This is a genomic window from Methylobacterium sp. E-005 (genome assembly GCF_022829725.1).
GTDB lineage: Bacteria > Pseudomonadota > Alphaproteobacteria > Rhizobiales > Beijerinckiaceae > Methylobacterium.
On the sequence record NZ_JAKSYG010000081.1, the window covers coordinates 25,168 to 49,185 of the forward strand.

General features: G+C 72.4%; 23 protein-coding genes. 5 read left to right on the forward strand and 18 right to left on the reverse strand.

Translation table 11 applies throughout. From position 1 onward, the window contains the following. The first annotated feature begins 99 nt into the window (after positions 1 to 99). Positions 100 to 1,713, forward strand: coding sequence for a DUF2235 domain-containing protein (locus tag MKK88_RS09005; RefSeq protein WP_007557723.1), 1,614 nt, complete (start codon positions 100 to 102; stop codon positions 1,711 to 1,713). 41 nt (positions 1,714 to 1,754) lie between these two features. Here the strand turns inward: MKK88_RS09005 and MKK88_RS09010 are convergent, their stop codons facing one another. From MKK88_RS09010 to MKK88_RS09085, 16 genes are all read right to left on the reverse strand, one after another. Continuing rightward, a complete protein-coding gene (locus MKK88_RS09010) occupies positions 1,755 to 4,085 on the reverse strand; it encodes a TniQ family protein (protein WP_230365441.1) in 2,331 nt (776 codons plus the stop codon). A 10-nt stretch (positions 4,086 to 4,095) separates the two neighbouring features. After that, on the reverse strand, positions 4,096 to 5,112 hold the full coding sequence (locus tag MKK88_RS09015; protein WP_007557718.1) for a TniB family NTP-binding protein: 1,017 nt from the start codon (positions 5,110 to 5,112) through the stop codon (positions 4,096 to 4,098). Continuing rightward, positions 5,105 to 7,504, reverse strand: a complete 2,400-nt coding sequence (locus MKK88_RS34065; RefSeq protein ID WP_230365440.1) for a Mu transposase C-terminal domain-containing protein — start codon at positions 7,502 to 7,504, stop codon at positions 5,105 to 5,107. The genes MKK88_RS09015 and MKK88_RS34065 overlap by 8 nt, the downstream gene beginning before the upstream one ends. Beyond that, positions 7,501 to 8,253 carry a hypothetical protein gene (locus MKK88_RS09025; protein ID WP_230365439.1) on the reverse strand — a complete coding sequence of 251 codons (753 nt, stop codon included), beginning with the start codon at positions 8,251 to 8,253 and terminating at the stop codon, positions 7,501 to 7,503. The genes MKK88_RS34065 and MKK88_RS09025 overlap by 4 nt, the downstream gene beginning before the upstream one ends. Then, a complete protein-coding gene (locus tag MKK88_RS09030; RefSeq protein WP_230365438.1) occupies positions 8,250 to 9,083 on the reverse strand; it encodes a hypothetical protein in 834 nt (277 codons plus the stop codon). The genes MKK88_RS09025 and MKK88_RS09030 overlap by 4 nt, the downstream gene beginning before the upstream one ends. Before the next feature lie 14 nt (positions 9,084 to 9,097). Further along, positions 9,098 to 9,451: a hypothetical protein gene (locus tag MKK88_RS09035; RefSeq protein ID WP_230365437.1), complete on the reverse strand. Its 354-nt coding sequence runs from the start codon at positions 9,449 to 9,451 to the stop codon at positions 9,098 to 9,100. A gap of 301 nt (positions 9,452 to 9,752) precedes the next feature. Then, positions 9,753 to 9,965 (reverse strand): hypothetical protein, encoded by a 213-nt coding sequence (locus MKK88_RS09040; RefSeq protein ID WP_230365436.1) that lies wholly within the window; start codon positions 9,963 to 9,965, stop codon positions 9,753 to 9,755. A 467-nt stretch (positions 9,966 to 10,432) separates the two neighbouring features. Next, positions 10,433 to 10,894, reverse strand: a complete 462-nt coding sequence (locus MKK88_RS09045) for a hypothetical protein (protein WP_230365435.1) — start codon at positions 10,892 to 10,894, stop codon at positions 10,433 to 10,435. 214 nt (positions 10,895 to 11,108) lie between these two features. Further along, positions 11,109 to 12,053, reverse strand: a complete 945-nt coding sequence (locus MKK88_RS09050; protein ID WP_230365434.1) for a 3'-5' exonuclease — start codon at positions 12,051 to 12,053, stop codon at positions 11,109 to 11,111. A gap of 1 nt (position 12,054) precedes the next feature. Then, positions 12,055 to 13,020 (reverse strand): metallophosphoesterase, encoded by a 966-nt coding sequence (locus MKK88_RS09055; RefSeq protein WP_230365433.1) that lies wholly within the window; start codon positions 13,018 to 13,020, stop codon positions 12,055 to 12,057. Then, a complete protein-coding gene (locus tag MKK88_RS09060; protein WP_230365432.1) occupies positions 13,017 to 14,966 on the reverse strand; it encodes an AAA family ATPase in 1,950 nt (649 codons plus the stop codon). Before MKK88_RS09060 ends, MKK88_RS09055 begins: the two co-directional genes overlap by 4 nt. A gap of 69 nt (positions 14,967 to 15,035) precedes the next feature. After that, positions 15,036 to 15,830 carry a metallophosphoesterase gene (locus MKK88_RS09065; protein ID WP_230365431.1) on the reverse strand — a complete coding sequence of 265 codons (795 nt, stop codon included), beginning with the start codon at positions 15,828 to 15,830 and terminating at the stop codon, positions 15,036 to 15,038. Positions 15,831 to 15,862: 32 nt separating this feature from the next. After that, positions 15,863 to 16,324, reverse strand: coding sequence for a hypothetical protein (locus MKK88_RS09070; protein ID WP_230365430.1), 462 nt, complete (start codon positions 16,322 to 16,324; stop codon positions 15,863 to 15,865). Between the two features lie 101 nt (positions 16,325 to 16,425). After that, positions 16,426 to 17,424 (reverse strand): DUF6634 family protein, encoded by a 999-nt coding sequence (locus MKK88_RS09075; RefSeq protein ID WP_230365429.1) that lies wholly within the window; start codon positions 17,422 to 17,424, stop codon positions 16,426 to 16,428. Between the two features lie 234 nt (positions 17,425 to 17,658). Then, positions 17,659 to 17,970: a hypothetical protein gene (locus MKK88_RS09080; RefSeq protein ID WP_230365428.1), complete on the reverse strand. Its 312-nt coding sequence runs from the start codon at positions 17,968 to 17,970 to the stop codon at positions 17,659 to 17,661. Between the two features lie 11 nt (positions 17,971 to 17,981). After that, on the reverse strand, positions 17,982 to 18,767 hold the full coding sequence (locus MKK88_RS09085) for a hypothetical protein (RefSeq protein ID WP_230365427.1): 786 nt from the start codon (positions 18,765 to 18,767) through the stop codon (positions 17,982 to 17,984). A gap of 416 nt (positions 18,768 to 19,183) precedes the next feature. On the opposite strand from MKK88_RS09085, the gene MKK88_RS09090 reads away from it, so the two are divergent. Together MKK88_RS09090 and MKK88_RS09095 are read left to right on the forward strand one after the other, a co-directional pair. Then, entirely contained in the window at positions 19,184 to 20,302 is a 1,119-nt protein-coding gene (locus tag MKK88_RS09090) for a DNA-binding protein (protein ID WP_230365426.1), read from the forward strand. Positions 20,303 to 20,340: 38 nt separating this feature from the next. Continuing rightward, positions 20,341 to 20,676 carry a hypothetical protein gene (locus MKK88_RS09095; RefSeq protein ID WP_230365425.1) on the forward strand — a complete coding sequence of 112 codons (336 nt, stop codon included), beginning with the start codon at positions 20,341 to 20,343 and terminating at the stop codon, positions 20,674 to 20,676. A 51-nt stretch (positions 20,677 to 20,727) separates the two neighbouring features. On the opposite strand, the gene MKK88_RS09100 is transcribed toward MKK88_RS09095, so the two are convergent. Further along, positions 20,728 to 21,459: a toll/interleukin-1 receptor domain-containing protein gene (locus tag MKK88_RS09100; protein WP_230365424.1), complete on the reverse strand. Its 732-nt coding sequence runs from the start codon at positions 21,457 to 21,459 to the stop codon at positions 20,728 to 20,730. A 340-nt stretch (positions 21,460 to 21,799) separates the two neighbouring features. On the opposite strand from MKK88_RS09100, the gene MKK88_RS09105 reads away from it, so the two are divergent. Continuing rightward, positions 21,800 to 22,231 (forward strand): hypothetical protein, encoded by a 432-nt coding sequence (locus tag MKK88_RS09105; protein ID WP_230365423.1) that lies wholly within the window; start codon positions 21,800 to 21,802, stop codon positions 22,229 to 22,231. Positions 22,232 to 22,296: 65 nt separating this feature from the next. Here the strand turns inward: MKK88_RS09105 and MKK88_RS09115 are convergent, their stop codons facing one another. After that, positions 22,297 to 23,217: an adenylate/guanylate cyclase domain-containing protein gene (locus MKK88_RS09115; RefSeq protein ID WP_370881368.1), complete on the reverse strand. Its 921-nt coding sequence runs from the start codon at positions 23,215 to 23,217 to the stop codon at positions 22,297 to 22,299. Positions 23,218 to 23,608: 391 nt separating this feature from the next. Between MKK88_RS09115 and MKK88_RS09120 the strand changes: the two genes are divergently transcribed. Beyond that, a complete protein-coding gene (locus MKK88_RS09120; protein WP_230365422.1) occupies positions 23,609 to 24,013 on the forward strand; it encodes a hypothetical protein in 405 nt (134 codons plus the stop codon). Positions 24,014 to 24,018 lie beyond the last annotated feature (5 nt).

A 24,018-nucleotide genomic window follows, 5' to 3' on the forward strand; every position in this document is an offset into this window, starting at 1 on the left:
CGGGCGGAAATCTGAAACCCCGTCCCGGGCGGCATCGCTGCCAGGGACGCAAAGGCTGCTGTCGCCCATCCCGGGCCCCGGCGTTCCAGAGGCAGGCGGATGCCCAAGAATATCGTGGTCTTCTCCGACGGCACCGGGCAGGATGGCGGCGTCCGCCCCGAGCAGCGAGTCAGCAACGTCTACAAGATGTACCGCGTCTGCAAGGTCGGGCCCGAGAGCGGCATCGACCCGGCGGAGCAGGTCGCCTTCTACGACCCGGGGCTGGGCACCGACATCGGCGCCACGGCGCTGACGGCGCCCGTGCGGTTCGTGCAGAAGATGGCGGCCTCCCTCTCGGGGCGCGGGATCACCACGAACATCGCGGACTGCTATCGCTTCATCATCGACCACTACGAGCCGGGCGACCGCATCTACCTGATCGGCTTCAGCCGGGGGGCCTACACGGTCCGCTGCGTGGCGAACCTCCTGATGTACTGCGGGGTGCCCGCCACGGGTGCCGGCGGCGCTCTGCTGCGCTTCCGCAAGATGACGCGGGACATCGCGCGCGAAGCGGTCGAGACGGTGCTGGAGCACGGTGCCGGCCACCCGCGCGCGGACTTCGACGCGGAGCGGCACGAGCTCGCCCGCCGGTTCCGGGCGCGGTACGGCTCTGAACATCCCGAGGGTGGCGGCAAGTCCAACGTCGAGCCCTACTTCATCGGGACCTTCGACACGGTAGCCGCGCTCGGCGTCGCCGGCCCGAAACGCACCCTGATCAAGGCCAGCTTGGCGGCCGCGGCCGTCATCCCGCTCGGCATCGCCATCGCCGTCACCTCCGCCCTGGTCGGGGGCATCTCCTACCTGTTCGACGGCCCCTTCTGGAAAGCGGACCTGATCACCGCGGGCATCCTCGTGGCCGCTTCCGTCGCGGTCGCAGGGGTGGTGAGGCGGCGCGTCGCCGCGGCGAAGACCAAGACCATCGTGGACTGGCCCGGGCCGGGAAGGTCGAAGAGCCACGTGGCGGAGTGGAAGGGCGAGAACTTCGACCGCCTCCTCAGCGCCCAGGTCGGCTACGCCCGCGCGGCAATCGCCATCGACGAGAGGCGCAAGGACTTCGACCGCGTGAAGTGGGGCCCGACCGAGGTCCGACCGCCGCGGGCGCCCGGCGCGCCCGACCAGTTCCGGCAGTTCTGGTTCGCCGGCAACCACTCCGACATCGGCGGCGGCTACGAGGAGACCGAATCCCGCCTGTCCGACATCGCGCTCCGGTGGATGCTGGAGCAGGCCGTCGGCGTCCCGGACGGCCTCAAGGTGGACGGGATGCCGCCCGTCGCCGATCCGCGCCACCCGGTCGAGGTGATGCGGATCCCGCGGCTACGCCTGCACCCGTCCGCCGCGGGCGTGCAGCACTGCGAGGTGGCCGGCATGCGGGACGCCATCGCGGCGCGCGTCTCGGCCTCGTGGGTGCCGGGTTGGGTACGACGCTGGGCGGAGGGCAAGACCTGGGAAGTCAGGGACCGGGAGATCAGGCCCGACGCCACGGTGCACCCGAGCGTCGACGAGCGCTACCGGCTCGCGTCCGTGGTCCAGTGCGACGGGGTCGCGCCCTACCGTCCCGCGGCGCTGGCCGACCACGTCCGGTTCAAGCCGTTCTACGCAAGTCCGGTGGCAGCCTCACCGGAACCCTCGGGAGCGGTCGGGCCGGGGGCGCCCGAGCGAGCGGCAGGCGCCTGAAGGCTTGGACCGGGACACCGCCGGTTGACCGAACGGCAGGTTCACGTCGCGGGCCGCTCGGATCGATCCGTCTCCGGGAAGGCCGGCCGCGCCGCCTTGACGCCACCGGGCGCGGTGGCTCCCCGGACCTGCGGGAAGGTCGCGCGCAACAGCTCGGTGCTGGCGACCGTACGGGCAACCAGGTCCGGCCAGGCGCGCGGCGCCGAGAGCTCGGATGCCTCGACGATGTCGGCAACCTCCAGCCGTCCGGCCACCTCGCGCCAACGCAGGCGTCCGCCGAGCGCGGCCTGGATCGCCACCTCCCGAGGCGGGCGGCCCCCGCGGGTCAGGACGACTTCCACCGCCTCCCGCTCGGGTTGGACCTCGATCCGGATCGTGAGGTCGCCGGAGGCGCTGGACAGGGTCAGGCCGCGGCTTCGCCCGACGAGCTTGAACGTTCCCCGCCGCCCGAGCGCGCGGAGCAGCGCGGCCTGGAACGCGAGCACGCCGCCGCCCGCCGGGTCGTCGGGGTCGCAGGCCAGCACCAATATCGAGCGCGCGCCGGCACGGTCGACCATGTGCGTGACGGTTCCGTCCTTCTGGGCAACCCGCAGCGTCTCGACGCCGAGCTTCTCCAGCGCGGCACCGGCCTCGTGACCCGACCGCACCGCCCCGGCGATGTCGGCATAGATGTCCGCGGGGGCCCAGATCCTGCGGAACCCATCGAGGGATATCTCGTCGATCCGGCGCCAGCCGCGCCCCCCGGAGCACACCCGCAGGTGACCTCCGTCGATCAGGCCGTCGACCGTCTCGACCCTGCATCCGAGCACGGTGGCGGCCTGGTAGCGGCTGAGGCCGGGGAGCGTCCGCAAGGCCGCGCGCGCGGCCCGCATGCCGCCCCCGCGGTCCCGGCGCGGGTCGAGGACCAGGAGGTCGCCGACGGTCGGTCCGAGCCTTCCCCGCGGGACCGCATACCCTTTCAGGATCGCCTCGACCGACCGCGCCGGGTTGGTCTTGCAGGTCCGCCTGAGGTCGGCCAGCCTCAGGTGGCCGTCCGGCACGTCGGTCGCGGGCTCGACCTTGTGCAGCAGGCGCGCGGCGAGCGTGGCCACGTCCTCGGGCCGGAACCGGTCGCGGTCGCGACCCGTGCCGATCCTGACGAAGTGGGTGATGACGCCGGCGCAGACGAGGGCGTCGAACGTGTCGCGCGGGAGCCCCAGCGCGTCGGCGGCCCCGTCCCGGTCGAGGCATGAGGCCAACGTCCGCCTGACCGACTCCGCCTGCTCCGGGCTGAAGGAGCGGTACCGCGCACGCGCGATGCCGAACTGCCGCTCGTGGATGCCGAGCGCCTCGGACAGGCGCCGCAGGCGCTCCTCCGTCAGGCCGAGCTCGGCCGCCAGGGTCGGGACCGGCAGCCAGCCCGCCTCGCCGGCGTACCAAGCCTCGCAGGTCGACGGCGAGAAGTCGCCCCGCTCGATCGCCACCCGCCGCATGCAACCGGCGAGGATCCCGATGTGCGAGCCTTTCTCCGCGTTCAGGGCCGAGCCGAGCCAGCCGAAGCTCGCGCGCTTGCCGCGCCCGTCCTTGAAGGCCGCGCGCGCGGCCGCGACCGCGTGGAGCAGCGTGACGAGCCCGTCCTCCCCCTTGCGCAGCACGTCGTACCCGGCCCGGTTCACGGCGGGCAGGCCGAAACCCTTGGTCACGCCAACGACCGGGCGCGTCCGCAGGGTTCCGCCGAGGGCGACCCGGCCGACGAGCTCCACCGCGTCGAGCACGTCGCCCAAGGTGGGGAGGCCATCGAGCAGCGGGACCGCCGGGGGCCCGGCGGCGCCCAGCCGGGCGAGGATGTAGCCCTCCAGGGACGGCCGCGGGACCGTGCGGCGCGGCACGCCGTGCCGCGGCAGCGGCGAGCCGGTCGGGGCGTGCGTGAACGACGCCGACCACCATGGGACGGGGTGGCCCGAGGCGTCGCGGTCGACGATGTCGATATCGTGGTCCGGGCAGCGCGCGAACGCCGGCAGGTCCCACCAGGCCCGGTGATGCGGGCTCTCGGCGAGGCAGGCCGGACAGAAGCGGCGCAGGCCGATCTGCCAGTGCCGCCGCCGGACTTCCTGGCCCATGATCACGACCGAGGTCGGGGAGACCACGGGGGTGGCATGGATCAGCTGCTCTTTTCCCGAGAGCGGGAAGGACAGCGCGAACTCCAGGCACTCGGCGGGCTGGATGTCCCGCCCGTTCAGCCCGTGCGAGTTCAGCAGGACGGCGACGCTGCCGATCCCGCTCATGGCTCCGAGGCGTACGACGTAGCCGTGGGCGGGCTCGCCCGGATGGGGCGGCCCCCAATCGGGGAGCGGAGGCTCGAAGCGCCCGTGCAGGTCCGTGAAGGTCCTCATGCCGGCCGCCTCACTTGACGAAGGCGCCCTGCGCCGGATCCTTCGGCTGCAGCGTCGGCTTAGCGGGCGGTGTCGCGCGGGCCGGGGCTTGGTCGATGTCGTCGCGGAACGGGTTGAAGGTCATCCCGACCGGCCTGACGAGGTCCCAGGCATCGGCGAAATGTCCGACCTCGACCCGCTCGGCGCCGTCGTTGAGCGCCCGGCACCCGGCCGCGAAGATGAAGTCCTTCAGCCGGCCGATGATGCCGTCGGTCACCCAGTAGAGCCGCGATGCGAACCACTGCGAGCCGAGGCCCGACTTCGCCGCGAAGGGCAGCCGGCCGTCGATCTCGGCGCAGAGCAGGCGGAAGAGGGCGCGCTCCTCCTTGCTGTCCCAGGAGTAGGGCAGCATGATGTGGTGCGGCAGGCCGCCCCGCCCCTCCAGCTGCTTGTCCGCCGCCATGATCCCGTAGGTCTCGACGAGCCCTGCGGCGGCGACGTTGAGCGTCCCGAGGTTGAGGATCTTGCGGACGAGTCCCAGGCAGTCCTTCAGCGCGCCTGGTCGTGCGGTGGTGAAGGCTTCCTGGACCTCGTCGAGGAGGACCAGCTCGACCTTCTGCTTGACCAAGGCGTTCAGCACGTTGCCGAACAATGCGTCGACCTTCATTCGGGTGACGTCGCCGGCGTTCAGCACTCCCGCGAGGGCGGTCACGAAGCCGGCCTTGTTGCAGCCGACAGGCAGGTCGACGTACGCCACCCGCCGCACGATTCCCTCGGAGCCGGTCAGGTCGGCCGGGAATCCGCGGGCATATCGCTTCAGGGCATAGCTCTTGCCCGTCCGCGGATCGCCGGCGAGGACGAACAGCGACCCGGTGTCCGGCAGGCCGTCCTTCACGGGCAGATGGAACCGCGCGACCGCCTCGGTCGCGGTCTCGAAGCGGTCGTGCCCCACGAAGAGGTTCTTCATGATGAGCTGCCGCTCGGCAGCCGGCTTCGCCGCGCGCTCGGCGCGGCGAAGCCGCTCGTCGTCCCGGAGGGTCTCACTCATCGCCCGTACTCCACTTCCTGTCGGCCCTGAGGGCCGCGAGTTCCTCGTCGAGATCGTCGTCGGGCCCGGGGGCCCCGGACGCGGGAATGGGGGCCTCCGGCGCCGGTGCCGGCACGATGGCCGACGAGGCCTCCTCGGGCTCGTCCCGGACCGGGGCAGGCGGCATCGGGCCGGGGGCACCGTCCGCCGACGCCATGGCGCCCTGTGGCGGCGCCGGGACCGACGCATCGCGGTGCCCGCCGGCGGCGAGGAGCCTCGGGGCCGGGGGCGACCCAGCGGGATCGGGCCCTGGCTCCGGCGCCGTCGCGGCCTTCGGACGGCGCGCGATGGCCAGGGGATCGAGGTGCCCCGCGGTGGTGGCGGGAAGCGCCGGCGTGCCCGTGCGCACCTCGCTGCGGAAGCGCCGCTTGCGCTCGCCGTCGAGGAAACGGGCGAGGCCGCGATGGATGGCCTTGCGCTCCGGTTTCGCCCGCGCTGCGGCGGCCGCGTCCCCGAGGAGGTCGAGCGCCCGGGCCATCGCATCGAAATCGAACGCGCCCTTGACCATGCGCCTGGCATTCTCGACGGCGAGGTCGTGGACGTGCCGGTGGCGCCCCTCGGCGTAGGCGCGATGGGCCCGGGTCGCCGGCACCGTGATGATGCGCCCGTCCCGGTCGTACGGGTCGATCACGTAGATCCGGCCGATGTCGCTCGGGTCGCGGACGCACCGGTAGCGCGTGCCCGCGCCGTCCTCCCGCGCGTTCCGGTGCCCCGGGTTGGTGATGAGCGTGATCAGCTCCGGGCATTCGTACTTGACGTGGTCCCAGACGATCCCGTCGTTCTGGATCGTGCGGTCCTCCCACTCGCCGCACAGGGCGACGAACAGGTCGACTGGCGGGAGCGGGCCGCTGGGATGGCGGGCCGCCTCCTCGTTCCAGACCCGGAGCGGGATGTCGCCGATGCCGCGCAGCAGGCCCAGGCCCTTCGACCTGTGGACGTTGTGGACGTCGCAGATGAAGAACATCAGCAGCGCCTCGAACTCCGATTTCCGGATCTTGGCGCAGTCCAGGGTCTCCGGGTCGGGCTCGCGCCTCTTGACCGTGTTGGACAGCGTCGTGCCCGGGAGCAGGTGGATCAGACCCGTGTTGAGGTAGCCGAAGAATCGTTCGAGGGCGCCCTTGAGCCAGGGGCACTTCGGCTTGAACCGCGGCTTGTTCATCTTCAGCTCGCGCGCGGCGGCCTCGATGTCCTTGCCGATAAAATGCAAAGCATTGTCGACCCAGAGGTTTTCGATCCGGCCGAAGCACGGCCACGGCATCCGCACGGCCGGGAACGGCGACATGTCCTTCGGGTACATCGCGTGCCGCAGGCCGGCGACGAAGCTCGCGAAGCTCGGGGCCTCGTAGCCGAGCGACGCCCCGACGATCATCCCCGTCTTGCGACAGCGGAAAATAATCAGGTCTGGCCGGCCGAGGACGACGTCGCTGTCGTCGTCGACGAGCAGGATGTCGAGTACGCAGTGGTCGACCTCGACGTCCTGGTACGGCCGGTCCGGAAGCGGCTGCACCTCATAGGTGCGGTGCATCTTCGCGGCGTACTCGGGACCCTTGCGGTAGTAATCCCGGACGTACTTGTCGACGTCCTTGCAACGGCGCTGGAACGTGCGGATCGACGGGACCCGGATCTGGTCGAGTTCCTCCGGCGAGAGATGGCGCGAGAGGGTGCGCTTGTAGGCCCCGACCGAGGTGACGACCTTGGCGTAGGCCACCTCCGTGGTCATGTTCGGGCTGAGCCAGCGCCAGACGCCGCGCTCCAGCGCGACCTCGCCCACATGCCCGAACGGCCGGCGCCGGTTGCCCTTGTGCTGGTGCCGGTCGACGAGGCACGCCTTGCCGTGGATGTCGCCGAGCGTCATCCAGAGGTCGAACCAGTTGAGCACCGTGGTGAAGTGCGGCGCCTTCTCGCCCTTGCTCAGCGCCACCCGCACGATAACGGGGTCGAGCGCCGGCTTCGAGCGTCGGAACTCCCAGGGCGCGCGGGGCCGCGCCTCGCCCTCGACGAAGCCCCGGATGCAGGCGTTCACGTAATCGAGCTTCCGGGCCGCCTCGGCGACCTGCTCCTTCGTGAGCTTGAGGCGGTTCGGCAGCGGGCCTCTCGGCTTGCCGTACTTGAAATTGCCGGCGACGAGCCGCGCCTCGCCCCTCGCCGACAGGAAGGCGAGTTGCTCGTCGGTGAGGAACAGCACGTCCTTGTCCTCGACGCGCAGGAACTGCAGCCGCCCGTCGAGGCGGCGCTCGAACTCGTGGGTCCGCCCGTTGAGGTTGAGGATGTCCTTGGTGCGCAGGTCGAAGCGCAGCGTCGCCGCCTGCCCATGGGCGGTTTGGACGGAGGGGACGGAAAACGGCGCGTTCACGGCACCACCTCGCGGATCTCGGCCTGGAAGGAGAGCGGCCGGGCGAGGTCGAGCGCGACCTCGCCCGCCAGCGCCAGGTTCATCACGGCGGTGTAGGCGCGGCACTCGCCCGGCCGGTCGTTCAGCCGGGCGGCCCTGACCACGGCCGCGATCGTGGTCGGCAGGCCGAGCGCCACGAAGGCGTCGCGGACGCGCAGCAGGGCGACGGCGTCCGGGACGATGTAGCGGTGCCGCTCCATGATCTGGGCGTTCGAGAGCCGGGGCTCGGCCCGGATCTCGGCCTCGTCCAGGGTCAGGAAAGCGACGCCGTGGTCGATGCGGTAGGCCTCCTCGATGTGCGGCTGCCGCCGTGTCCAGCCCGGCCGCGTGGCGATGAACAGGGCCTTGGCGTCGATCACGACCACCGGGCCGGCTCGATAGCAGCACACCACGTCCGGGACGTAGACGTGCTTCTCCTGGCCGCCTCGACCGTCCGGGATGAAAAAGGTGAGTTCGTGCGGCTCGACCGCGTAGTGCGCGATGTCGGGGTTGGCCCCGAGGAGGGTCCGAAGATCACGTTCCAGAAGCGAGCGGAACGGGGCGTCGCCGAGCGCCTTGTGGTCGCCGCCGTCGCCATCGACCGCGCACAGGTAGTTGCGCTTCTTCACCTCCCGGACGACGGGGGCGCCTGGGAACAGGCCCAAATTCGCCGGCTGCGCGGAGGACTTCAGGCGCAGGGGTTCCCCGGACGGGGCGGTCGCGGCGCTCATGCGCGGTCCCCCCTGCCGATCCGCGTCTCGGGTCCCAGGGGGTTCCTGAGGTCGAGTGCGACGTCACCGGCGAGCGCGAGCTCGATGACGCAGCCGAGGGTCCGGTCGAGGCGGCGCGCGGGGAAGGGCCGCGCCCGGCGGTGGAAGCGTGCCACGGTGGTCGGCAGCCCATGCCCGGCCAGCGATTCCCGCACGCGCGCCACGTCGGGATCCTGGCACCCGGCCCGCTCGCGCAGCATGCGGGCGCGGTTCTCCCGGAGCGTCCGGGCGAACAGCGGGTGCTCGGTCAGCACGCGGAAGCCGACGCCGAGGCGGCGATAGCCCGCGCGGATGGCGGCCTTCGTCCTCGGCCAGTCCGGAGCTGCCGCGTCCCGCTCCCAGCTGTGGATGAAGGTGTAGGCGACGACGGCGCCGTCCCGGCGGCGCACCACCGCCTCCGGGCGGTGGCGTCCCTCCAGGACGGCGCCGTCGGCGGCGACCTCGCGGTAGCCGAGCACATGCCCGAACGGCACGACGAGCCGCGTGTCCGGATCGCACAGGAGCATCGTCAGCCCGGCGGTCTCCAAGGCCGCCGTGGTGACCGTCATGCCGCCGGGGAGCTTCTCGTGACGCAGCACGTCGGGGACCCAGCCGCGGGGCGGCCGGACCGGCGGGAGCGACCGGGGCGAGGAGCCCAGTCCGAGGTCCGCGGGCACCGCGAACGAGGTGCCGGGCCCGGCCTTGGTCCCCGGCCCGGACGGGACGGCGGGGAGGTCGATGCGCTTGAGGAGGCCCGGCTCGCCGAGGAGGGGCGGGACGACGGGGGTCGTGACGGCGGTCTGGATCTGCATGGCCGCGGTCTCCCTCAGCGGTGGAATTCGAGATGGGCGTCGACGACGGCGCCGGTGGCGCAATCGATGCTCACGCCGATCCAGGCACGGCGGGCGGCGCCGTCCTCGCCGACGACCAGGACGTCGAGCGGCTCGAAGCCGAGGAGCGTCTCGAACGCGTCGGCGACCGCGTCCGCGCCGGAGCAGTCGACGCACGGCCTCGTCGCGGCCCGCTTCGGGCGCGGCGTGCGGATCCTCCGCCGCGGCGGGTTCGGCGCAGGGTCGGTCCCGCGGCCGGGCGTGGGCGCACCGGGCTCATCCGGGCGGTGGCCCGAGCCGTCGGGTGCGCCGTCCCCGTGAGAGGTCCAAGAAGTCGTTGAACGGTCCATGACAAAGTTCTCCCGTCCCGCCGGAACAGGGTTCCGGTCGGCTTGTGGCGCTGGCACTGTCGGGCTAGGTTCGCGTTCGGAGATCACACGACGCGGTTGGTCGAAGGCAGTGCGCCAGACCCGACGACTGACGAACTGTCCTTCACCGCGATCGCCCCGGATCGGTCGGGGCGTCCTCATGGAGAGATCGCCCGGAACCGCGCCGGGACCCCATCCCTCGTACCGGGGGCGTGGTCGCGAACGGCCCTGGCCTCTCGTCCCGCCGGCTCGGCTCGACGGGGGATGGATCCGCGGAGGGCCTTCAGAACAGCGACAGCTGGCGGTCCTCGGCGGCCATCGTCGGATCGCGCTCAGGGCACTCGGTCGGGTCCGACTCCGCAGGATGGGGATCGTCGATGACGGGGCGGGGCGGCTGGGCCGCCCCGGGGCCGGGGTCCCCGAAATCGAACTGCAGCTGGACAGGGTCGGGGCGCGCCAAGTGCGCGCGGACCCGATAGGGGTGGGGCATTCTCATGATGGCTCTCGCGGCTGTGGAAGGATCCACGACCCGCCGAGACGGATGGGAAAAAGTCCGCTGCCCCGCTTGCGCCTACGGCCGCCGGGTGCTAACGAACAGATTCCGGCGCACTGGTCGTGACCAGTGTCGTCTGGTGGCCGAACGTGGAAAGTTTTCGAGGGAAACTTCGAGGCGAACCTTGTTTGGACGAGAATGGATGGGGATGGGGTGACCCGGCTCCCTTGATGTCCGCACCGCCTGGTAAGCGGCGCGGACTCCGTTCTTGGTGGTCTTGATGAGGCCCTCTCACCTTTCGTCGAGGCGAGGGCTTGTTTTGGCTGGTGAGGCCTAAAAGGCTCGCGTTGCTTGCAGCGCGGGCCTTTTCTCATGGTGGGTCATGCGCCAATAATCGGCGCCGCTCGCAGGCATATCAGGGGTTCTCCTTTCCCTTCCATCGGAAGATCCTCGACGCGCCGCTCATGTTCTTATCCTTCCCCGGGGATGCGCTTCGGCCCTTTTCCGGCGGCGTACCAGTGTGTCGCGATCCGGTCATGCCGGGCGAGCTTCAAGCGCTTGATGGAAACCTTCGCTTTTTCGCTACTGTCTTTCGAAAAGCCTTGCTCGGCGACGATCTTGTTGAGCTCCATCCCGGAAAGGCCTGCATCGCCCGCCGCCACCAGCGCATCGACGATGATCTGGGCGACCCGGCTCCGCAGGCGCGGAGCCTGCTTTGCCGCGACCGAGCCGGCCTTGCGGGAGGGCCGACCCTGCGGTCGTTCGGGGACCGGGCCAGTGACCTCGCCGGAGCGCTGGGCGACCAGATCCACGCGGAGCGCCGCGAGGACGGCCCGCAACTTCAGGATCTCTGACAGAACGGTCTCCAGCGCCGCGTCGGTGCGGTCGCAGGCCTCAATCCTCTCCGCGACAGGGTCGGGGAAGGTCCCCATGACGCCTCCTTGAGCATCCACCCTGCTTTCATAGAGGCCAGGGCCAAGGAGTCAAGCGCAAAGCCATGGCGTTCCCATGGCGACCGGCGGCTGTTCCCCCGGACCATGGCCCTGGCCGTGGGGTCCGGCGCGAAACCACCGCGCGCGTTGTCCATCCCGGCGACCGGGCCGCCGTGCCGAAGCGGGTGGAGCGGGCGGGGCCTGGATGGCGCCCCTACGGCCGCACCTCGATCACGGCCTCCCGCGCATCCCCGGCGGTCCGGATGGACGAGCTCCCCTTGAGCATCATTGGAGCGGGCCGCGCGGAACCGTGCCAGCGGTCGAGGAACGCCCCGAGATGGGGGCGCGCCTCCCTCTCGGCGGAGAGGTATTCGACCATTCCGGACAGGCTCGCGTCGTGCCCGTCGACGTCGGACCTTCCGCACAGCAAAGACCATCTGCAGTAGAGCGCCAAGGTATTCAACACGTCGGTCTCGCAATAATCCCTGACGCGCTCGATCCGACCCTCCGAAATCATCGCCTCGACGTTCGAGCCGTGCTCCCCGGCCTTTCCCGGCAAGCCCATGGCCACCGCCATCTCGTCGAGGCCCATCCGCGTCGCGGCACCGTAGGACGACAGCAACTCCATGACGTCGCTGTGGTAGTCCGGGGCGTAGCGGTTGGCGTAGCCGGCCCAGCGGTCGCCGCGCAGGAAGTAGGCGCCGGTCGGGATGCCGTAGAGGAATGCGCGCAGCAGAAGGACCGGCAAGTCGAAGGCGCGGCCATTCCAGGAAACCAACCTGAAATCACCCTCCGCGAAGTGGCGCCAGAAGCCGCGGAGCAACCTCTCCTCGCTCCAATCCGCCTCGCCTCCGCTGCGGCAACACTCTAGGATGTAGCGCTCGGAGCCGTCGGCGCCGACCTCGATGCGCGCCTCGGCGAAGGAGATGGCCACCACCCTGTGCCAGGCGGGTTTGGGAAAGCGGTCTTTGGGGAAGTCCTCGGGAACCAGCTCCGCATCCGGCACGGTCTCGACGTCCAGGCAGAGGATTCGCGAGGGCCGCGCCGGCGCGGCCGGCCGGCCAGCGGCCTGTGGCATGCGCCGAGCGGGGGCGGCCCCGGCGATCGCGCGCGGCGGCAGGCCGGGCGAGGGCACGCCCCGGCGAGGGTCGAGTGTCATCTCACACCTCCACGATGAATGTCGGGTCGAAGGGAGCCCGGCCGCATTCCCAGCCGGAGATCCTCGGGTTGGCGACGATCCGCGTCGGCCCCACCGTCACGTCCACCGGACCGGGCACGCTGCCGTGGATCCAGAGCGTCGGCGCGCCCCAGCCGGACATGAGCCCCTCCAGGTCTGAGGCGAGCGAGGCCCCGACCCATTCGTCGGCGAGTTCGGGCAGGACCTCGGGCGGCAGGGTGCGCGCGGACGGGGCGTGGTGGGTCACGACCACCGCGCGGTCGCCGGGGCGCGCGTCCTGGACCAGCGCGACCGGCGACGGCCGGAACCCGGTTGCCTGCGCGACGACGGACCCGAGCGCGTCCTCGATGAACGCCCGCGACCGCGCGTGCGCGCCGCCCGCGTCGTGGGGCAGGTAGGGGAGCGCGCCGGCGCGCCGGATGCGGCGGCAGTCGCCGAGGTGATGCCGGGCGTGGCCGCGGGCGAGGGTCGCCCTCCGGGATCCGTGCAGGGCCCAATCGGTCCAGAGGGTGGCCCCGAGGAGGTACAGGCCCGTCCCGCGACCGTCGTCGACGCGCAGGCCGTCGTCCGACAGGAGCGCGATCCCGGCCCGGCTCGCCAGCTCGCGGCCGCGCGCGAGGATCCCCGCGATGTCGCCGTCGCCGTCCCGGCCGCCCCAGAACTCGCGATTGCCCGGCACCATCACGACGGGCCGGGAGCCCTGCCGGCCGTCGAGGCTTTGCGCCAGCCACGCGACCGACGCCCGGAGGTCGTCGGAGACGTCGCCGGCCACCACGAGCGCGTCGAAATCCGGGAGGGGATCGGGCAGGGTTAAGGGATGGCGGTCGACGACGAGGTCCGACATCACCCAGAGGCGGTACCGGGGCGGGCGCGGCGGCGCGGCGCCCCGGGGCTCCGGCGCCGGGACGGCGTCCCGTCCGAGGGCCCGGGGATCGGCGTGACGGGTCATCGGCCGTCCCCCGGCTGCCTGGCACGACCGGGCCGCGCCTCGGCGATGAGCCGGCGCAGCGCGTCGCCGCCGAGCACGCGGCGTTCGAGCAGCGCCTCGGCGACGGCCTGCACCACGTCCTGGTATTCGGCGACGAGGCGCTCCGCGTCCCCCAGGAGCCGGGCGAGATCGGCCTCGACGGCCGCGCGCAGCGCCGGTTCGCCGGCGAGGCTGCGGGCGACCGACTCCATCGGGCCGCGATAGGCGATGCCGCCCCCGAGCCCGAACGAGCCGTGGATGCCCGCGACGAAGGCGGTGGCGCGCGCGAGATCCGAGGTCGCGTCGCCGCCGGAACCGGCGCTCGCCTCGCCGAGGAACACGGTCTCGGCCGCGCGGCCGCACAGGAGGCCGGTCACCATCCGCTCCAGGTCGTCGCGCGTGGGCAAGGGGCCGAGGCGCGTGCGCATGCTGGTGCCGCCCGCGGCGGTCTCGCGCAGGATCAGGTCCACCTGCTCGACATGCGCGATCCCCAGGACCTCGGCGCCGACCGCGTGGGCCGCCTCGTGCAGGGCGCTCCGCATTTTTTCCCCGGCCGTCCGGGTGTCGGGCGGCGCGACCGCGTCCAACAGGTCGTCCGCCTCCAACGGGCGCTTCGCCGCGCGGGCCCTGGCACGCGCCTCCTTGACCCAGCCGACGACCTGCGCCCCGGTGGCGCCGAGGCCCAGCTCGGCGACGACGGACAGGTCCAGGTCGGGCAGGTCGGCGCCGAGATGCTGCCGGACGATGGCGGCGAGCTCGGGCGCCGCGGGGGGCGAGATGCGGATGACCGGTCCCAACCGCCCCGGGCGCACCAGGGCGGCGTCCAGGTTCTCCGGGTGGTTCGTCGCGCCGATGATGCAGACGCCCGCACCCTCGCGCGCGCAGCATTCATCGATTTTCAAAAGCATGTGCGTGACCACGGGGGTCCACCACGCAGAATTTCTTCCGTCCATTGAAGATCTACTTGGAATACTATCGATTTCATCTAAGAATAGAAGAGAAGGGGCCCGAGAATAAGCCTCTTCGAACGTCAGATCTATGTGCTTTACTACGCCATCCAAGTATCCGTTCGACTGAGAAAACCACGACGAAACGGAACTGACCAGGAGCGGAAGTCGCGCGGACTTCGCCAACGACCGCACGTAAGTCGATTTACCTAATCCGGGATTTGATGCCAGGACCACGTTACGGTCGATGGCCGCGAAGGACCCGATGCGGCCTTCGCGCCAGGCTTCGAGTTCTTCGAGCAGGCGCATGCCCCAGGCGTGGGACGGGCCATAGCCCCTCAGGGACGGGAACGGCACCGCGTCGGCGACCTGGCCGTCGACCGTGGACCGCGCCTCGGCCGCGGCGGCGAGGCGCTCGACGCAGGCGCGCGCCGATCCGGCGCGGATCGCGGCGCAGAGGTCCCAGATCCCGAGGCCGGCGGCGATGGACGGCGGCATGGCGGGCGGGCGCTGCCCGGTCGCGGCGCGGATCACGCGCGCGACGACCCCGTTCGACGGCACGGCGATCCGGTAGCGCCCGTCCGCGGCGCCGACGAGCGCCGACGGCAGGTACCGGTCGCAGGCCTGCGAGACCCCGAGCACCCGCCCGCCCTCGGCCAGGCGCCGCGCCACAATGTCGTTGCCGCGGTCGGCGCGATCCTCGGTCCGCGAGGCGCCGGTGCGGGCGAAGTTGGTCGCCCCCCAGTTCCCCAGCGTCGTGCAGGCCGAGCGGACCGGCTCGACCCACTCCGCCGAGGGGACCTCGATCACGAGGGCGAAGGACGTGGCGCGGGCGATGCGGCGACGGTCGGCCGCCGGGATGGCCTCCTCCAGGGCGAAGAGGGCCAGGGTGTCGATGGACGGGGCGCGCCGCCCCCGGCGGCCGAGGACGGCCTCGCCGTCCTCGGCGTCGTCGCGGAAGTAGGTGAGATCGGCGATCATGGGCTCCCCGTCGTGCAGGTCGGCGTTCGTCTTCGGCGTTCGTCTTCGGCGCCCGGGGCTGGGCCCGGTTCAGAGCTCGATCACCATCCCGGGGTCGAAACCGGGATTCTCCCCCGGGTAGCCGTGCGGGTTGCAGACCACCCGGGTCGCGCCGAGGCGGTAGTCGAACGGCGTGTGGACATGCCCGTGCACCCAGAGGTCGGGCCGACCCGCGCGGATGAGCGCGTCGAGGTCCGAGGCGAAGGCCGGGTTGAGGCGGTGGCCGGCATAGGCCGGCGCGACCGAGCCGGCGCTGGGCGCGTGATGCGTGACCACCACGTGCGGGCCGCGCCGCCGGGGGTGCGGGTCGCGCTCCAGCAGCGCGCGCTCAAGGAAGCGGCGCGACGCGTGGTGCAGGGCCAGGGCCTCCTCGGGCCGGAACGGCCTGAAACGCGGCTGGTGGGACCAGGCGATCAGGCGATGGTCCATCAGCCCCATCCGCGCGGCGTCCATGGCGGCGGCGCGCGCGGGGAGGCCGTCGAGGGCGTAGTCCGTCCAGAGGGAGCAGCCCGAGAACGTGCAGCCGCCGAGCGTGACGGTGTCGTTCTCCAGGAGGTCGATGCCCTGGCGCGCCGCGGCCCGCCGCCCGTGGGCGAGCTCCGCATCGATGGCGCCGCCGTAGTATTCATGGTTTCCCGGCACCAGCACGACCGGCATGGCGGGGCGGATGGCGGCGGCGAGCCATGCGACCGTGTCGGCGAGGCCTTCCCCGACGTCGCCGGCCACGACGGCGACGTCCGCGTCCGGGATGGCCGCCGGCGTCCAGGGTCTCGCATGGGCGCGACGGTGAAGGTCCGAAAAGGTCCAGATACGCAATCCTTGCACCTCCTGTTCGGCGGGGCGCGGGCGAGCCGGGCTCATCCGCGTTCGGGCGGCATCGGGCGCCCGCGGGGCCGGCCGGGCCAGCGGGGCGCCCAGCGCGCGGCCCGGTCGAGCAGCGCGCCCGGCCGGGGATGCCGGCGCGCGAGAGCGGCCAGGCCGTGGGCGAGCACGAGGGCCGCGGCGGCGTCGCCGCGCGCGGCGTGGACGAGCAGGCCGCTCATGGCGAGGTCGGCCGCGGCCGTGCCGGGCGGGTGGCGGCGAAGGACGTCGACCGCCGCGGCCACCGTCGCGGCCGGGTCCCCGCGCAGGGCCTCCGGCCAGCGCGGGTGATGCAGGAGCAGCGCGGCCCCGGCGACCGACCGCTCGACCTCCGCGACGGTCGCGGGCGCGATGTCGCCCGGGTCGCATCGCCGCCAGACGCCCAGCGCCGGACAGGCCTTCGGACGGGATCCGGCGGCCCCGGCCCGCCTCGCGTTTCCGCCTCCGCTCCCCTGCATCCGCTCGCCTCCGGACTGGACATGGCTCCGCGATCCGGCGCGCGGCCGGGCGGACGGGAAGGGATGAGAGGGGTCGGGGCTCGGGGCGGTCGGGTCCGGCCTTAGGTCGGCACGCCGCGGCCCGATGCGGGCGCGCTCAGCCTGTAGTAGCGCGACGTCGTCCTCGCCCACGTCGCCATGTCGGAGGCATAAAGGTCGGACGTCGTGATCCTCCTGCCATCCGGGATGTCGGGGTGCCCGTAGACGCGACCGGTGAGGATCCGGACCTCGCGGGTCGCGGTCCGCCACTCCTCCAGGCGCGGCACGTCGGCGAGATCGGCGGCCGTGGGCTTGATCCCGTCCCGGATGCCCTGGAGCTCGTCGGCGAGATCGTGCAGCCGGTCGCCGGCCTCACGCTGGTCGGGCTGTCGTGCCGCCGCGAATTCCAAGCCGAGCGCGGCCGCGTACGCCTCCGGATCGACCGCGTCCGCATGGGGGGACCGGGCGACGATGCGCAAGGCGGCCAGCAGCGTTAGGCCGGCCGCCAGGGTCCTCGCGGACCGGTCGCCCTCGATGACGCGGGTCGCCTCCGCGCGGCTCAGCGCCGGCAGGATGGCGGGCAGCACGCGCGGTCGCCCGGCCGCGGCCTCGATCGCCAGGCGGCCCATCGCGGCGGCGAAGGCCGAGGCCGCCGCGCCGCCGCCGCCTCGGCCGCAGCCGAGCAGCCATGCCGGGGCGGCGCCGTCGTCGGCCAGGGCCCGGGCCGCGATGTACTCGTCGAGCGGGGTCGGGCCGACGACGATCACGGGCGCGTCGACGCGGGCGCGCAGCGCGGGATCCGCGAGGCACCGCCCGGGCAGGTCGAGGATCACGTGACGGCCGGCCGCGGCGGCGATCCCACCGGCGACCAGGGGATCGGCGTCGCGGGCCGTCGCGGCATCGTGCTCCGCCACCGTGACCTCGTCGAGGCGGTAACGGCGCTCGGGGAGGTGCGCTTCGCCGGGCAAGGTGATGCGAACGAGGGTCACCGCCTCGCCGAGCGCGGCGTGGGCATCGGCGAGGATGAGGGCGGCATGCGTGGCGTCCGTGCGCCCGGAGCATCCGAAGGTGGCGCTGATCACGAGAGCCTCCGTGAAAGGCACGGACGCGACCGCACGGCGAAGCGGTCGCCGGTCGGTCGCGTCAGACATGCATTGTTGAGGAAGCGAATATTAGCGCAAAACCTATGACCAATGCAACATATTTAGAGCAGTTGCAAGTAGTCTTGCGCAGAAATGGTTAATATCCACAGTAACCTGTGGATATCGTCTTGTCGCGGCGACAGCGCACCAAGGTCGAGGTGGCGTTCGGGTCGCTCACGATAGCGCCCAGCCATCCTCTTCGTCGCGGACGGCCTGGTGCAGGCGCAGGGCGAGGGCCAGGGCCCCGTCGTCGCCGTCGTGGTCGAAGTCGCCGTCGAGCAGCAGCGGGAGCGGGGGCTCGTCCCAGCCGGCCTGGATCGCGCCGGTCGCGCTCGCCGGGCTGGCGGGCGCACCCAGGCGCCCCATCGTCCGGTCGAGGGCCTTCCGGGCGGCGGAGCGTTTGCGCGCGCGGCGGCCCGGTCCGGGACCCGGCCTCGGACGGGCGGCGGGCGTTTCGTTCCGGGCATGCTTGGTGCGGACGGTCATGGCGGGCTCCATCAGGCAAGGGTGGCGCACGCGCAGCCCGCCGTCTGGCGGGGCGCGATGTGGGGCTTGGCGGTTCCGAACCTGCGCAGGCCGGACGCCCGCGGCCTGCGCCGGGCGATCGGCCGCGGGACCGTCATCCTGCGCGCGGATGGCCCGGCGACCTCGCTCGCTTCGCCGTCGAGGTCGTCGGCCAGTTCCAGCAGGGCCGTCCGGAGCGTCAGGTCGGCGGCGGTTCCCACCGCGTCGAACAGCGCGTTGAGGCAGCCCGGATCGAGGCGCGGCGCGTGCGGGTCCGCCGCGACGAGGTACAAGGCGGCGGCGAGGCCGGCGGAATGGGACCTCAGGTCGGCGCAGGGCTCGCCGGCGAGCAGCCGGGCGGCCTTGTCCCGCCGGAGGGCCTTCAGCGTCACCGGCAGCGCGCGCAGGCCGGCCGGACGGGCGCTGCCGCAACAGGCGAGCAGCCAGGGCGGGGGAAGGTCGGGCAGCGCGTCCGCCGCCATCGCGCGCAGCGCCGCGGACGCCGCCAACGGCCTCGGCCCGAACGAGACCACCGCGACGTCGACCCGGCTCCTGACGGCGCGGTCGCCGAGGTGCGCCAGCGGCAGCGCGACCATGAGGTGGCGACCATCGGCCCGTGCGGCGTCGAGGGAGCTCGGGAGCGCCTCGACGATCCGGCCGCCGCCGGCCACGAGGCTCGGCGGGGCGTCATCGTCGTCGACGCGGCGGTCGAGGGCGCTGCTTGCGAGGAGGGCCGCTTGGCTGGCCGACGTATCGTCGGCAAAGAACGCTGCGATCACGGGAAGTCTCCGTGAGTGAGTCCGTGCTTCTTGGCACGGACGAATACTACCGCAGCCCCGGTCAATTAGACCAGCAAAATCTCTAGTCACTAGAGGTTTGCTGGCCCCAAGGTTAAGGCCTGGTTGCTTCCGGAAGCCCCCGTGCAGGTGCTCCGGCGCCGTGCGCGCCGAGTTCGGTCGGAAGCCGCGTGCTTTGAGGCGGTGGATACAGGTAACGCGTCGCGCTACGCGTTACCTGCAACGGGTCCGAAACGGCGAGCGCGCGTGGGGGTTGCGGAACTCTGCGGCTTCCGGCGGCAGGGTGGCACGGGCCATCGTGGCCGGCGGCGTCCACCCGTGGCCACGGAACGTCGGGCGCGACGACCATTCCTTCATCGCTCGCGTCCATCATGCCGGCAGCGGTCGGGATGGCGGGCATGGTCACTGAGAACGACGTGAGGGTGGCGGCGTCACGGATACGCGCGCGGTCGGCCCCGCCCGGGAGCCTGAAGGAGCGGGTCTCCGTCCGCTCTGTCAGGAGGGAGCTCGGCGGCGGCTCCTTCGGCGACATCGCCCGGCCGCTCGCCAAGTGGAAGGCCGACGAGAACTATCATCCGGTCATCGAGCAGGCGGACTTGCCGGAAGCCTTCGAGCAGCGGCTCGCCGCGCTTGCGCGGGACCTGCTTGAGCAGGCGCGGGTGGAGGCCACGCGGGAGCGGCTTTCGGACTTCGCCGAGGTCGAGCGCCGCCGGCAGGCGCACGAGGAAATCCTCGCGGAGGCCGCCGCGCAGGTCGACCACCTTGAGGACCAGGTCGCGGCGCTGCGGTCCGAGTTGGCCCTTCTGCGCGCCGCCGACGTCGCGACCGGCCAGGACGGAGACGCCCCTCCGGCGATCGCCGCGCCCGCCGCGCAGCAGGCGGCCGCCGCCCGCGGCTTCGTCGACGCGCTCATGGGGAAAAAGCTCGCCCGGGAAGCGGACGCGTTCTGGGCGCAGGTGCGCGACGCGGTCGAGGCGGCGATGCGTGAGCGCGGGCCCATGCCGGCCCACGCGATCTACCGGTCGCTGCCAGCCGAGCTGCGGCGGCAGGGGGAAAGCGTGGGCCTGCCGCTGACGCCGGGATGGCTGCGATACCACCTGCTCCGGATGGCGGAGGCTGGCGAGGGGCTGGCCGAGATCGACGGCCGGTTCGGTCTGGCGGAGCCGCAGCCCGAACCGGTGCCCGGCGAGCCGGCGGCGCCGGCGCTCGCGGACGAGGTCCGGGAGATGGGCAAGCGCCGGTTCTGGCGCCGGTTCGTGCGCGAGGTCCATGTCCTGCTCTCGAAGGCGGGGCCGCTGACGGCGGACGAGATCCTGAGGCGGATGGACCCCGAATGGATCGCGGCTTCGGAGCGGTTCCAGCGGATCACGCCCGGGCGTCTCCGGTTCAAGCTGCGCGGGCGGATCGACGAGGGCAGGCCGTTCGCGGAACTCTCGGGCGAGCGGTTCGCCGCCGTGCTCGGGGAGGAGCCCTGGGACGGCGAGAGCGCGATGTCCGGGGCGGTGCGGAACGGGTGACGCGCCGCGCCGTTGCCCGCTCGCCCGGAGGCGATGACGTGACCCCTGCGGAAATCGAGGCCAAGGTCAGGGGCGCGCACGCGGAGGCGCTGGGAAACCGCCTCATGCAGAGGCGGCGGAGCTCGCGCATCGACGACTTGGTCCGCGACGCGAGGCTGTACGGCCGGGAGGCGGGGGCCGACTTCGCCCGGACGCATCTCGGTCGGCTCGTCGACGAGGCCGTCGGGGTTGCCGGATGCCGGGAAGGCGCGTTGGAACTGGCGCTGCACGGCTCGGGCCACGCAGCCCTCGAAGGGCTGGCGCAGGCGCTTCGGGACCTCACCGGCCTGGAGGTTGAGGTGGACGGGACGACCGTTCGGCTGAGCTGGGCCTGATCGGCCGGGAACCGTCCTCGGGCGCGCCGGGTCGGACCGGCCTTGCGCCCGTCAGGCCTTGCCCGGCTTGCGCACGGGTTTTTTTAGCGCCGCCCCGCGCGGACTTCGGGTGACGGCCCGTGGAGCTTCCGTCTTGACGGCGGATGCAGCCTTGGTCGGGGCAGCCAGTCTGGTCTTCGGGGCGGCGCGTTTCGTCCGCACGGGGCGGGCCGGGGCTGCGGCCATGTCCCTGCGAACCGCCGCGACGACGCGCCGGATGCCCTGGGCGACGTCGAGGTAGGCCCCGTCCGCGCTGCGCCACCGGGTCACGTCGCGCCCGTCCTCGGGCAGGAGCTTGAAGCCGGCGGCCGGGGTCGACTTCCAGTCGCAGGGGCGCACGACCACGGCGACCACGCGCATGGTGCCGCGGGCGCGGCGGCTCATGGCGCGGCGGTACTCGATCTTCCAGCAATAGTTGCTGGCCAGGTAGTCGGGGCTGAGCAGGCCGACGAAGACGTGGGCGTCGCGCAGCGCCCGGGCGATGCCGGTATCGAGCTTGTCGCCCGCGTCCAGGTCGCCGTCGAACCAGGTCCTCACGCTGTCCCGCTCCAGGGGCGCGAGGTGGATGCCGAGCCTCCTGCGGGCCTCGGCGTCGCGGTGCGAGTACGAGACGAAGATCCGGACCTCGGGCTTCTCCGCCCTGGCCCGCGGGGCCGCGGCGGGTTTCGGGCCGCGAGGCGTCCCGGGGGCCGGCTTCGCGGGCGTGACGGGCTTCTCGTTGCGGGTACGGGCGCGGGCGCGCATGGAAGCCCCCGTCAGGTTGCCGGCCAAGTTCGGGATTCATGCGCCCTGGACCGGGTTTGTTCCCTGCGGGGAAGGGGATGGCCCGGACGGCGTCGGCCCCGGTCGCGGCGTGTGAGGTACGCGACTCCGCCGGGAACGCGTAACGCATCACGGCATCCGCTACGCGTTATGGCTCCGGCCGGAAGGCGCCGCGGTCTCTTGACCCTCCAGCCGCTTGAGGACGTACGGTGACCGCCGAGAGATGCGGAAGGCACCGGCGATGGGCGACGCCGCAACCCGGGACCGTCAGGCGGAGCGGGCGATGCGCGGGTCCAGGCGCCGGGCGTACGTGGAGGGCGGTATGGCGAACGAGGTTTCGATGGGGCGGCGCGCGCTCCTCGGCTGCGCAAGCATCCTGCTGCCGTTCCTATCGGGATGTGGGGGAGGAACGCTACCGGGCATCCAGCTTGGCTCGGACGAGGGCGGCAGCACGGTCGGCTTCGACTCCCTGCCTTTCCGGATCCAACGCGTCGACGGCAGCGTCCTGACCGGCCACGCGTCGGTCCGCCTCCTGCGTGTCAGCTTCTTCACGCGCGACGCGACGGGGTACGTCGCGTGCAGCGGCAGCTTCACGTTGGATCTCAAGCATGCGCCCGTGCCGGTGAGCGTCGACTGCACCGGAGCGGGCATCCTGCATGGCACCGTGACGACGGCGCGGGCCGACCATGGGGAGGGCGCATTCACCGAGCGGTCCGGGGGCACCTCGACGTTCCGCTACGGCGCACCGCCCTAGCCGGCCACGGGTCGGTGAGGGCCACCCCTGGGACCGGAGTGGCGCCCCCAACAGACTGCCGCGTCTCAGTCATCCGCCCTCTCGGACAGCATCGCCCCCGTCCGCGGATCGACATGGAACCTCACCTCCATGCCGTTTTTGATCCCCTTGCCGTCCCACAGCCCGTCATCGGGTTTGAGCTCCGTGACCGACGTGTAGCCCGTGTCCAAAAGCTTCTGGCGGATCTCCGCGGCCGGCATCCAGTCCGCGCGGACACGACCGTCGGCAAGGGCCGTCGGCGGGAGCTGTCCGGTCTCGCGTGGCGTCATCCAGGACCAAAGCCCGAGGCCGCCGAGGGCGGCGAGGATGAGCAGCCCGCCGGCGAGCGCGGGACGTCTCGACGACCGGCGCGCCGCGGGCCGGACCCGGACCGCAGGTTCGGCCTCGCCGTCCTCCTCGGCCGGCATCGACAGTATGGCCGCGGCGGGCAGCGCGAACACGCCGACCGGCCGGGCGATGTTCTTCAACGCCTGCTTGCCCCGATCCTCGAATGGGTAGCCGAGCTTGTCCCGTACCTGATCGTGAACCGTGTGCGAGATGCAGATCCCGCCCGGCTCCGCCAAGGGTTCGAGCCGAGCCGCCACGTTGACGCCGTCGCCGTAGAGGTCGCCGTCCGGCTCGGCGACCACGTCGCCGACGTTGATGCCGATGCGCAGCCTGAACGCGTGGTCGTCGGACACGCCGGCCTCGCGCGTCAGCATCGCCCGCTGGATCGCGACGGCGCAGGACACTGCCCGGACCGGGCTGGGGAACTCGGCGATCAGGCCGTCGCCGGTCGACTTCACGACGCGGCCCCGGAACGCCTCGATGCGCGGATCGAGCAGTTCCCGGCGCAGGCCCCTGAGCCGGCGCAGCGTGCCCGCCTCGTCGGCGCCCATGAGGCGGCTATAGCCGACGACATCGGCGACCATGATGGCGGCGAGCCGGCGCTCGTCGACCTCGTCCATGCATCTCTCCCGGGCCCATCCCCTCCAGCCTGCACCGCGCCCGCCGCGGATGGAAGGTCGTGTCCCGAAGGAATCGCGCGGGCGGACGTCCGGGATCACGACAGACCGGAACTGGGTTCATCGTCGCTCCGCGCGGACTTGCCGGCCGCCGGCGGCCCCGACGCGCGCTTTGGACGGTGCCGGAATTCATGCTGCGCCGGCATCTGAACGGTCTCTTGGCGGGCCGGAAAGGGCGGTGGCGGAAAATCGTTTCCCGTGTGCGGGACGTGGCCTCGTTTTCGCGCGGCTTCCACCCCGTGCGGACTTCACGCGCGCCTGCGAAGCGCCGGATCTTGCCCGCCCGGTCGATGGGGGGCTTTCATCGAGGCCCGGATTTTGGCATCATCGTCCGGTGACCTTCTGGCTCGCCCTCCGGCGACTGTTGCCGCTTCTCGCGGTCCTCGGCTTCGCCCTGACGCCTGTCGCCGTCCCCGCGGCGACCGCGGGTATGCACGCCTTCGCAGTGCCATCGGCCCACGTCGACCACCGCGCCATGCCCGACATGGACATGGGTCATGACGCGGGTGGCATGGCCATGGACGACATGCCCTGCTGCCCGCACGAGAAGGCCGCCAAGCCCGATTGCGGCAAGGGCTGCCCGCTGATGGCGCTGTGCCTCGCCACCGCGGCCTCGCTCCTTCCCGCGTCTGTCGCCGTCCCGGTCCCGGGCGCGACCCGCACATCCCCGACCTGGCCCGGCGCCGCGGCGCTCGCCAGCGTGCGGGCGCCGCCGCTACCGGAGCCTCCCCGAGCCTGAACCGA

What these genes read in the sequence shown, in the direction of transcription:
- MKK88_RS09005 (WP_007557723.1), top strand. Translation starts at nt 100, where the DNA reads ATGCCCAAGAATATCGTGGTCTTCTCCGACGGCACCGGGCAGGATGGC.
- MKK88_RS09010 (WP_230365441.1), bottom strand. Translation starts at nt 4,085, where the DNA reads ATGAGGACCTTCACGGACCTGCACGGGCGCTTCGAGCCTCCGCTCCCC.
- MKK88_RS09015 (WP_007557718.1), bottom strand. Translation starts at nt 5,112, where the DNA reads ATGAGTGAGACCCTCCGGGACGACGAGCGGCTTCGCCGCGCCGAGCGC.
- MKK88_RS09025 (WP_230365439.1), bottom strand. Translation starts at nt 8,253, where the DNA reads ATGAGCGCCGCGACCGCCCCGTCCGGGGAACCCCTGCGCCTGAAGTCC.
- MKK88_RS09030 (WP_230365438.1), bottom strand. Translation starts at nt 9,083, where the DNA reads ATGCAGATCCAGACCGCCGTCACGACCCCCGTCGTCCCGCCCCTCCTC.
- MKK88_RS09035 (WP_230365437.1), bottom strand. Translation starts at nt 9,451, where the DNA reads ATGGACCGTTCAACGACTTCTTGGACCTCTCACGGGGACGGCGCACCC.
- MKK88_RS09040 (WP_230365436.1), bottom strand. Translation starts at nt 9,965, where the DNA reads ATGAGAATGCCCCACCCCTATCGGGTCCGCGCGCACTTGGCGCGCCCC.
- MKK88_RS09045 (WP_230365435.1), bottom strand. Translation starts at nt 10,894, where the DNA reads ATGGGGACCTTCCCCGACCCTGTCGCGGAGAGGATTGAGGCCTGCGAC.
- MKK88_RS09050 (WP_230365434.1), bottom strand. Translation starts at nt 12,053, where the DNA reads ATGACACTCGACCCTCGCCGGGGCGTGCCCTCGCCCGGCCTGCCGCCG.
- MKK88_RS09055 (WP_230365433.1), bottom strand. Translation starts at nt 13,020, where the DNA reads ATGACCCGTCACGCCGATCCCCGGGCCCTCGGACGGGACGCCGTCCCG.
- MKK88_RS09060 (WP_230365432.1), bottom strand. Translation starts at nt 14,966, where the DNA reads ATGATCGCCGATCTCACCTACTTCCGCGACGACGCCGAGGACGGCGAG.
- MKK88_RS09070 (WP_230365430.1), bottom strand. Translation starts at nt 16,324, where the DNA reads ATGCAGGGGAGCGGAGGCGGAAACGCGAGGCGGGCCGGGGCCGCCGGA.
- MKK88_RS09080 (WP_230365428.1), bottom strand. Translation starts at nt 17,970, where the DNA reads ATGACCGTCCGCACCAAGCATGCCCGGAACGAAACGCCCGCCGCCCGT.
- MKK88_RS09090 (WP_230365426.1), top strand. Translation starts at nt 19,184, where the DNA reads ATGGTCACTGAGAACGACGTGAGGGTGGCGGCGTCACGGATACGCGCG.
- MKK88_RS09100 (WP_230365424.1), bottom strand. Translation starts at nt 21,459, where the DNA reads ATGCGCGCCCGCGCCCGTACCCGCAACGAGAAGCCCGTCACGCCCGCG.
- MKK88_RS09105 (WP_230365423.1), top strand. Translation starts at nt 21,800, where the DNA reads ATGGCGAACGAGGTTTCGATGGGGCGGCGCGCGCTCCTCGGCTGCGCA.
- MKK88_RS09115 (WP_370881368.1), bottom strand. Translation starts at nt 23,217, where the DNA reads ATGGACGAGGTCGACGAGCGCCGGCTCGCCGCCATCATGGTCGCCGAT.